Raw genomic sequence first — 9,642 nt, 5'->3', positions numbered from 1 at the left:
TCCACCGGAATACCCCAGATCTCCTCCGCGTATTCCTTTATTGTGCGATCAGTGGAGAATTTCCCCATGCGTGCCACATTGAGGATGGCGGTTTTTGTCCAGTTTTCCTGGTCGAGAAAGGCCCTGTTAACCCGTTTCTGGCAGCTGATATACGATTCGAGATCAAGGAGAAGCAGATAAGGATCGTGTTTATCCATCAGGCTGTCGACCAGTGGTTTAAAGAGAGTTTTATCCCCGTTACTGAAAGAACCGTCACCTATCGACTCAATGATAGCACCAATTTCCCTGTTCTTCCTGCAGATCTGCCAGGGCGTTCTGGAAGCGTTTTTCCGTTCATACTCCGCCTCCTCCGCCGTCATGCCAAAGATAAAAATATTTTCTTCCCCCACCTCTTCCCTGATTTCTATATTGGCGCCATCAAGGGTGCCGATGGTCAGGGCACCGTTGAGGGAGAACTTCATATTACCGGTTCCGGATGCCTCTGTTCCGGCCGTGGAAATCTGCTCTGAGAGATCCGCCGCCACCATTATGATTTCGGCCTGGGACACGTTGTAATTGGGCAGGAAAACCACCTTCAGCCGGTCTTTCACCCTGGGATCATTATTGACCACGTCACCAATGGAGGTGATCAGCTTGATGATCAGCTTTGCCCGCCAGTACGAAGGCGCAGCCTTACCGGCAAAGACTGCTGTTCTCGGTACCATGTCATCGGCCTCCCCACGAACAATACGATGGTAGAGATAGATCAGGTGAAGAGCATTTAAAAGCTGTCGCTTGTATTCATGGATCCGTTTGACCTGGATATCAAACATGGTATCCGGACTGACGGTCACCCCGACTGTTTTCCTGATATAATCCGCCAGCTTCTTTTTATTGTTTAATTTGATTCTCTGCCACCGCAGGCGAAACTCTGCGTCTTCCACGAAGGCTTCAAGGCCACGGAGCTGATCAAGATCAGTAATCCAGCCAAAGCCGATCCGTCCACTGATAAGATCGGCCAGTTCCGGGTTGACATCGAGCAGCCAGCGCCGGGGAGTAATGCCGTTTGTCTTCGAATTGAACCGTCCCGGAAAAAATTCATGGAAATCTGGAAAAATCCTCTCTTTTAAGAGCTTTGAATGGAGTTCGGCAACCCCGTTTACCGAATGGCTGCCGATGATTGCCAGGTGAGCCATGCGCACCATCTTCACCGGCCCCTCCTCGATAATGGACAGGTCCCGCAGTTTTCTCACATTGCCTGGATATTTCTGCGCCAGTTCGTCAAGAAAACGCTGGTTAATCTCGTAAATGATCTGCAGGTGACGGGGGAGTACCCGGCCCATCATCTCCACACTCCAGCGTTCCAGGGCCTCCGGCATAAGGGTATGATTGGTATAGGCAAAGGTATTGACGCAGATATGCCACGCCTCCTCCCAGCCTAGCCCCTCAAGATCTAGCAGAATGCGCATCAGCTCCGGAATGGCAATGGCCGGATGGGTATCGTTGAGCTGGACTGCCACCCGGTCGGTGAACTGGTCGAAACTGTCGTGTTTCTTTTTATAGCGCCGCATGATGTCCTGGAAGGTGGCGGCAACGAAGAAATACTGCTGTTTCAGCCGCAGCTCCTGACCGGCGTAATTATGATCCGGCGGATAGAGAACCTTTGAAATTGTCTCCGAGCTGACTTTGGATTCTACCGCGCCGATGTAGTCCCCTTTGCTGAAATCGGTCAGGTCAAGTTCCCTGGACGACTGGGCCGACCAGAGGCGCATATTGATGACATGATCATTGCGATAACCGGGCACCATGATGTCCGAGGCCCGGGCCTTCACATCCTTTGTATTCACCCATTTGGCCCGATAATTACCTTTCTCATCCACATAGCCGGTAACATTGCCGAAAAACTGCACGTTAAAAAGGGGCAGGGAGCGTTCAAACTCCCAGGGTGTCCCATCAAACAGCCAGTTATCAGGTCCCTCCACCTGGTAGCCGTCCACGAGTTGCTGGAAAAACAGACCGTATTCGTAGCGGATCCCGTAACCGTAGGCCGGAATCTTCAGGGTGGCGATGGAATCCATAAAGCAGGCGGCAAGGCGACCGAGTCCACCGTTCCCCAGGGCTGCGTCTTCCTCCTGGTCCCTGATCTCATCCATATCAAATCCCAGCTCCTCCACCGCTTTTTCGGCAGCATCAAGGATGCCAAGATTGGTCATACTGTTACCAAGACTCCGACCGATCAGAAATTCAAGGGAGAGATAATACACCCGTTTTTTCTGCTTGGCATAGAAAGTCTTCTGGGTGGAAATCCATTTTTCCACCATGATGTCACGCATGGTATAGGCAAGAGCCTTGTAGACATCCCGTGCCCCGGACCGCTCAGGATCACGCCCCTGGAAACTCATCAGGTGGTGAATGATGTTTTCCTTGATCGCCTGTACGGTTGTGGAAAAATAATTATCCGGCGTACCGGTCTCTTCAAGCCCAGTTCGTGATCTGACTTTCTCCAGTACTTTCATTTTCTCTCCTCCCGGGGGAATTCTCAAAATTCAATTATTCTGTTGTCTGCGGTTTAATCGTCTGGACAAACGAATAGGACAGACATATTTTTGTAACTGATCACCAATGAAATTCAGCCGAATTTGAGACTCACAAATTGCAGACTGAGTTTTATACCTAATCAGATTTTTATTTTATCACAAGGACAGATACTCCAGGTAGCCTGTTTCCACACTAAACCGCTTTTTTGTTGAAGCAAGCACCACAATGTAGTATTTACACTGCATGTTTTTACAAAAGATTCATTTTAACAGGCAAAACAAAGCAATTTCCGGAGACATGCATGGGAGCAAAAAAAACAGAGAACCAAAAACCAAAAAAATCCTCAGCCATTACTTATCTTGTGATATTTATCCTCGGTTTTCTGACCGGTGTCGGGTTTACAGTTTACAAGACAAGCGGAACCGGCAGACATACAGCCGCTGTTGCGGACAGTCGGAACAACCAGGATAACGAAACCCATCAGGCCATCCTCAACATGGAGGCGGAAGTAACCGCCAATCCTGATGACTACCAGGCCTGGCGGCAACTCGGCAATCTCTATTATGATCATGATCTTCCGGAAAAAGCTATCGGAGCTTATACAAAATCCATGGAACTGCACGAGGCAGACGCCAATCTATTGACCGACCTTGGTGTCATGTACAGAAGAAACAAAGAGCCGGAAAAGGCCATTGCCTCCTTTAAAAAGGCTATCCAGATCAACAGCACCCATGAACAGTCACGGTTCAACATGGGTATTGTCTATATGTATGACCTGAATGATCCGGAAAAGGCCTTTTCAAGCTGGCAGGACCTGCTCAGGATCAACCCGGAGGCAAGGGCTGCCAACGGCGATTTTGTTCGGGACATTGTGAAACAGATTAAGGCGCAGAACGCCGAAAAACCGGGAGATAAGAAAAAATGAGATTTGAAACTCAAGCCATCCACGCAGGACAGACAGTTGACGAACAGACCCTTTCCCGTGCTGTCCCCATTTACAGAACAAGCGCCTACCTGTTCAAAAACAGTGAACACGCAGCCAATCTCTTTGCCTTAAAAGAACCTGGAAACATCTATACCCGCCTCGGAAACCCCACCCAGGACATTCTTGAACAGCGTATGGCTGCCCTGGAAGGCGGAGCCGCAGCCCTGGCCCTGTCTTCCGGTACGGCAGCCATTTATTATACACTCATCAACATCTGTGAGCAGGGGAATGAGGTGGTCTCCGCCAATACTCTTTATGGCGGTACCTATTCCCAGTTTGATTCGATTCTTCCAAAATTCGGCATTACCGTACGCATGGTTGACCCATCCAGCCCAGACAATTTCAGAAAAGCCATCAATGACAAAACCAGGGCAATCTATTGCGAAACCCTCGGGAACCCGGCTCTGAACATGGTTGACCTGGAAGCATTGGCTGCAATTGCCGGAGAGTTTCATCTCCCCCTGATTGTCGATTCCACCTTTACCCCACCCTGTCTCCTGCGTCCCCTGGACCATGGCGCTGATATTATCATTCACTCTCTCACCAAGTGGATAGGGGGCCACGGCACCTCCATCGGCGGTATCGTCATAGATGGCGGAAAATTCGATTGGACAGACCCTAAATTCACCCTGTTCAACGAACCGGATGAATCTTATCATGGTCTGCGCTACAGTCGTGATCTGGGCGATCTCAACCCTGTGGCCTTTGCCCTGCGGATGCGCCTGGTTCCCTTAAGAAATCTTGGCGCCTGCATCTCGCCCGACAACTGCTGGGCCTTTCTGCAGGGCATGGAAACCCTCAGCCTGAGAATGGAGCGACACTCTGAAAACGCCCTGAAGACAGCGACATTTTTAGACAATCATCCCAAAGTGGAATGGGTCCGCTATCCCGGTCTACCGGGAACACCATCCCATGAACTTGCCACTAAATACCTGAAAAACGGTTTCGGCGGCATGGTGGTTTTCGGCATAAAAGGCGGCCTTGAAGCGGGCAGGAAATTTATCGACTCCCTGCAGCTCATTTCTCACCTGGCCAACGTGGGTGACGCCAAAACCCTGGCTATTCATCCAGCATCAACTACCCATTCCCAGCTTTCGTCCGACCAGCTGAAAATGGGTGGAATCGATGAATCAATGGTCCGCCTCTCCATCGGTATTGAGCATATTGATGATATTACGGCAGACATTGAGCAGGCCCTGTGAGCAATTACGAAAAAACGGCATAATGGAAGCAAGAGAAGACAGGCAGTTTTATACCTATGCTTTTCCACCCGGAAAAATGATCCTGGAAAGCGGGGCGAAACTGGGGCCGGTAACCGTGGCCTATGAAACATGGGGCAATCTTACAGAAAAAAAAGATAACGCCATTCTCCTGGCCCACGCCTTTTCCGGTGATTCCCATGTCACAGAAAACCTGAAAAAAGGTGAGGAGGAAAAACAGGTCAGGCCCGGCTGGTGGGAGTTCATGGTCGGGCCGGGCAAGACTATTGACACCAGGAAATATTTTGTTATCTGTGCCAATATCCTGGGGAGCTGTATGGGATCCACCGGCCCCGGTTCCCCTTCCCCGGAGACGGGAAAGCCCTACAGACTTCATTTCCCCCTGGTCACCATCGGTGACATGGTGGAGAGTCAGAAAGCCCTCCTTGACCATCTTGGCATCAGGCGGCTTCACGCGGTTATCGGCGGTTCCGTGGGTGGTATGCAGGTCCTGGAATGGTCTGTACGCTATCCGGAAATGGTGCGGGCCGCCGTCCCCATCGCCACCACCATGCGTCATTCAGCCCTGGCCATCGCTTTTAACGAGATAGCCAGGCAGTCAATCATGGCGGACCCGAACTGGAATAACGGTAACTATTATGATACAGGGAAAAAACCGGACATGGGTCTGGCCGTTGCCCGAATGATCGGCCATGTTACCTACCTCTCCGATGAGGCCATGAGGCGCAAATTCGGCAGGCGCCTCCAGAACAAGAAGACCTTTTCTTTCGGCTTTGACGTGGACTTTCAGGTGGAAAGCTACCTGCGCCACCAGGGCAACAAATTCGTGGCCAGGTTTGACGCCAATTCCCTGCTTTATATCACCAAGGCGGCGGATTACTTCGATGTTGTCGACAGGATGAATCACTCGGGACCTGCCAATGACAGAACCCGTGAGGCGATTAAATATCTTGTTATATCATATACCTCCGACTGGCTCTATCCCACCTACCAGGCAAAAGAACTGGTCAGGACCCTGAAACGCACCGGCCAGGATGTGAGTTTTTGTGAAATTGAGGCAGACTGCGGTCACGATGCCTTTCTCATTCCCGACGAAAGACTTGCACGTCTGATAGGAGGATTCCTCGATGGGGTTGACTGAAAATATCCGTTTTGACCTGCAGATCATCGGCTCCATCATCAGACCCGGGAGCAAGGTGCTTGACCTCGGCTGCGGCAACGGGGATCTGCTGGCCTGGCTGGAAAAAAACAAGAACATCCGCGGAACAGGGATTGAACAGAACGAAAAGCGGGCCGCCCGCTGCATCGCCCGCGGTCTCAGTGTCCTCCAGGGCGACCTCAATGAAGAGGTGGATGATTATCCGGACTGCAGTTTTGATTATGTCATCCTCAGCCAGACCCTGCAGCAGGTTTTTGAACCGGCAAGACTGCTCCATTCCCTGGCCCGCATAGGAGGCAAAGTCATCGTCAGCTTTCCCAATTTCAGCCATTATTCCATCCGGGCCCAGCTCTTCTTCAAAGGCATTGCCCCGAAAAGCGACCAACTCCCTTACTCCTGGTACGATTCTCCCAATATCAGGGTCATCACACTCAAGGATTTCAGGAAATTCTCCAGGGACGTGGGCTATACCATTGCAAGGGAAATAGCCATCAACACCAATCCACAGGACCAGAAGGGCCATATTGTCCGGTTTTTAACTGATCTTCGGGCCACCTATGGTATTTTTGTGATTGAAAAACAATACGGTGAATAATCATGTCACAACAGTTGAAACCTCTCCACGACACAGTCTTTCCCACCCCCCAGTGCGATCATGTCCTGGCCGCGAACAGTGGCAGACACGACAAGGTACCCGATGTGGTGAAAAAACTGCTCACCTCATGGTCCACCAAGGACTGTTATGATCATATCAGTCCCGTGTCCATCCCCTCCCAGGAAAAAATCGTCGAGATTGTCCTGCAGGCCAGGAGAATACTCTTTCCCGGCTATTTCACCCGGACAAAACTGCACGCCGCGAACCTGGAATATTATATCGGCAAGCAGACCACCGACCTCTATGACAAGGTTGTGGAACAGATTACCATGGCCATCCGCCATGACTGCAGACGGAATAACCTGCCCTGCACCAACTGCGATGAACAGAGTCATCGCAAGGGACTTGCATTTATTGAGTCTCTGCCTGGAATCGCGGCCATTCTTGCAACGGATATCCGGGCAGCCCTGGATGGAGACCCGGCCACCAGCAGTCCGGATGAGGTCATTTTCTGCTACCCCGGCCTGCTTGCGACTCTGATTTTCCGCATTGCCCATGAATTCTATCTGCTGGATATTCCGGTCATTCCACGGATCATGACAGAATACGCTCACAGTGTCACAGGTATCGATATCCATCCGGGCGCAACCATTGGTCCCGGTTTTTTCATTGATCATGGTACCGGTGTTGTTATTGGGGAAACAACGGTTATCGGCAGAAATGTGCGAATCTACCAGGGTGTTACCCTGGGCGCCCTTTCCCTGCCTCGGGATGCTGGAGAAAAAATGCGTAATATGAAGCGTCATCCTACAATTGAAGACAATGTTATTATTTACGCAAATACAACGATCCTTGGTGGAAAAACAGTAATCGGAGAGGGGTCTGTTATCGGTGGTAATATCTGGCTGACTGAAAGTGTGGCCACCAACACAAAGGTACTGCTGAAACGGCCTGAACTGATTTATTCCGAATCATGAGTAACTACTCACAGGGGTAACAATTATATGATTTTATTACCTCTGAACTGTAATTGCTCACATCTTCATAAATACAAGAGGTTACAGCCATGACCATACAATTGACTGCCAGTTTCGGGAATACTCCCCTTCTCGCCCTTACCAATTTCTCCGCCGGTACAGGTGCAAACATCCTCGGTAAACAGGAATCAAGAAACCCGATGGGGAGTGTTAAGTGCCGTATTGCCGTATCCATGATCGAGGCTGCAGAAAAAAATGGCCGGATTTCGAAAAATACAACAATCATAGAACCCACCAGCGGCAATACCGGCCTGGGTCTGGCCTTTGTCTGCGCGGCAAAAAATCTGAAACTTATTCTTACCATGCCCGAAAGCATGAGCATTGAACGGAGAAAACTTCTTACCCACCTGGGAGCAAAACTGGTTCTCACTCCGGCCGCAGACGGTATGAAAGGGGCCATAGCTGCCGCTGAACAGCTCCTGGAAAAAACAGAAGACAGCTTTATGCCTGACCAGTTCGCCAACCCGGCAAACCCCGAGATTCACAGGCAGACAACGGCGGAGGAGATCTGGCGTGACAGTGAAGGGAACATTGATATCTTTATCGCGGGGGTCGGCACAGGCGGGACCATTACCGGTGTATCCGAAGTACTGAAAAAGAAGAATCCAAACCTGCTGACCGTCGCCGTTGAACCGGAGGACTCACCGGTCCTGTCGGGAGGAAAACCCGGCCCCCATAAGATTCAAGGCATTGGGGCCGGTTTTATTCCAGCCGTTCTCAATACGAAAATCATTGACGAGGTTATACAGGTCAGTAATAATGACGCTTTCACCACTGCCAGAAAGCTGGCAACCAGTGAAGGTGTCCTCTGCGGAATCTCAAGTGGTGCAGCGGGATGGGCTGGACTGAAAGTGGCCGGCCGGCCGGAAAACAAAGGTAAAAATATTGTCATCATCCTTCCCGATACGGGGGAGAGGTACCTCAGCACTCCTCTGATTACCGGATAACGACGGAAAGAGAGCAGCAGAAGCTAAAAATATACTGTTCACAGCGGCTTAAACACAGAGGCTGAAGTCATCGATACCAGGCAACTCAAAATATTTGCGACAGTTTATAAGCACAGAAGTTTCACCAGGGCGGCAGAAGAACTGTTCACCAGCCAGCCGACAATCAGCGAGCATATCCGCAACCTGGAGGAACGGCTTGGCTGCAGGCTCTTTGACCGACTGGGCAGATCCATTCTGCCCACGGCGGAAGCCGAAATGCTCTACCCGCGGGCGCTCACTATCCTGGAAGATCTCACCCGCCTTGAAGAAGAAATCATGTCAGTCGGGAAAACCGTTTCCGGCAGACTGCTGCTCGGTGCCTCGACCATACCCGGGGCGTATATCCTCCCACGGCTGGCCGCTGCATTTAAAAACAGATATCCGGAAATATCCTTCGAAATCAGGATAAGTGATTCGGCCGCGGTTGTTCAGAGTATCCTGGACAATGATCTGCTGATAGGCATCGTCGGGGCAAAATTGAAGGCAAAATCCCTCCAGTATCACGTGTTGACGGAGGATGAACTCGTCCTGATAGCCGCCGAAAAGAACCCTGTCCCCGAGACAATTTCACCCGAAGAACTCTGCAGTCACCCCTTTATTATGAGAGAACGCGGTTCCGGTACACGGCGCACTATCGAATCCATTCTGGAACAGTCTCACCTGACCACCGGCGATCTCAACACCAGCGCCACCCTGGGATCCAGCACCGCGGTCAAGGAAGCGGTCAAAGCCGACCTGGGCCTTTCTTTCATTTCCCGTTATGCCATACGGGATGAACTGAAGAGAGGATGCATTAAAACCATCAGCATCCCCGATCTCAACACAAAAAGAGCCTTTTATATTGTACTCTCAAATAAACGCACCCTGCCCCACCACTACAACATTTTCCTGCAGACGATCATAAACCCCGACGCTACTGACTGACTTCTTTTTTCACCTCTTTTCTTTCAGTTTACCGTCCACCTGGGTTATCACATCGTTGATCCCGGCTGCAATGAGATCAGGTTCCAGGGCAAGTTTCAGTTTTTTTGCCCCCCTGGCATCAACGAAGGTATTCTCATAACGGACACCTGTTTTTTTAATAATTTTAAAAGTCTTATCAAACAGCACAAAATGATAGCTCAACACACCGTATCCGGCGGC

At 50.6% G+C, this 9,642-nt stretch carries 9 protein-coding genes; 7 read left to right on the top strand and 2 right to left on the bottom strand.

Annotated features, from left to right (window positions below; genetic code table 11):
* Window positions 1-2,495: glycogen/starch/alpha-glucan phosphorylase (locus ACXLDX_RS02795; protein WP_457575670.1), on the bottom strand; the 2,495-nt coding region annotated here is incomplete at its 3' end.
* Window positions 2,496-2,818: 323 nt separating this feature from the next.
* Here ACXLDX_RS02795 and ACXLDX_RS02790 point away from each other — a divergent pair.
* From ACXLDX_RS02790 to ACXLDX_RS02760, 7 genes are all read left to right on the top strand, one after another.
* Window positions 2,819-3,442, top strand: a complete 624-nt coding sequence (locus tag ACXLDX_RS02790) for a tetratricopeptide repeat protein (protein ID WP_457575669.1) — start codon at window positions 2,819-2,821, stop codon at window positions 3,440-3,442.
* Window positions 3,439-4,704 (top strand): O-acetylhomoserine aminocarboxypropyltransferase/cysteine synthase family protein, encoded by a 1,266-nt coding sequence (locus ACXLDX_RS02785; RefSeq protein WP_457575668.1) that lies wholly within the window; start codon window positions 3,439-3,441, stop codon window positions 4,702-4,704. Before ACXLDX_RS02790 ends, ACXLDX_RS02785 begins: the two co-directional genes overlap by 4 nt.
* A gap of 22 nt (window positions 4,705-4,726) precedes the next feature.
* Window positions 4,727-5,863, top strand: coding sequence for a homoserine O-acetyltransferase MetX (gene metX, locus ACXLDX_RS02780; RefSeq protein WP_457575672.1), 1,137 nt, complete (start codon window positions 4,727-4,729; stop codon window positions 5,861-5,863).
* Window positions 5,850-6,476 carry a methionine biosynthesis protein MetW gene (gene metW / locus ACXLDX_RS02775; RefSeq protein WP_457575667.1) on the top strand — a complete coding sequence of 209 codons (627 nt, stop codon included), beginning with the start codon at window positions 5,850-5,852 and terminating at the stop codon, window positions 6,474-6,476. Before metX ends, metW begins: the two co-directional genes overlap by 14 nt.
* A gap of 2 nt (window positions 6,477-6,478) precedes the next feature.
* Window positions 6,479-7,453, top strand: coding sequence for a serine O-acetyltransferase (locus ACXLDX_RS02770; protein WP_457575666.1), 975 nt, complete (start codon window positions 6,479-6,481; stop codon window positions 7,451-7,453).
* An 89-nt stretch (window positions 7,454-7,542) separates the two neighbouring features.
* Complete coding sequence (gene cysK, locus ACXLDX_RS02765) at window positions 7,543-8,460, top strand: cysteine synthase A (protein WP_457575665.1); 918 nt, start codon at window positions 7,543-7,545, stop codon at window positions 8,458-8,460.
* A 69-nt stretch (window positions 8,461-8,529) separates the two neighbouring features.
* Window positions 8,530-9,423, top strand: coding sequence for a selenium metabolism-associated LysR family transcriptional regulator (locus ACXLDX_RS02760; RefSeq protein ID WP_457575671.1), 894 nt, complete (start codon window positions 8,530-8,532; stop codon window positions 9,421-9,423).
* Between the two features lie 9 nt (window positions 9,424-9,432).
* Here ACXLDX_RS02760 and ACXLDX_RS02755 read toward each other — a convergent pair.
* Window positions 9,433-9,642 (bottom strand): hypothetical protein (locus ACXLDX_RS02755; protein ID WP_457575664.1); only part of this gene is annotated, 210 nt, incomplete at its 5' end.

The sequence above is a fragment of the Desulfomarina sp. genome, from assembly GCF_054039375.1.
The sequence above is the reverse complement of the archived record's forward strand: the minus strand, read 5'-3'. Positions and strand labels throughout refer to the sequence as shown.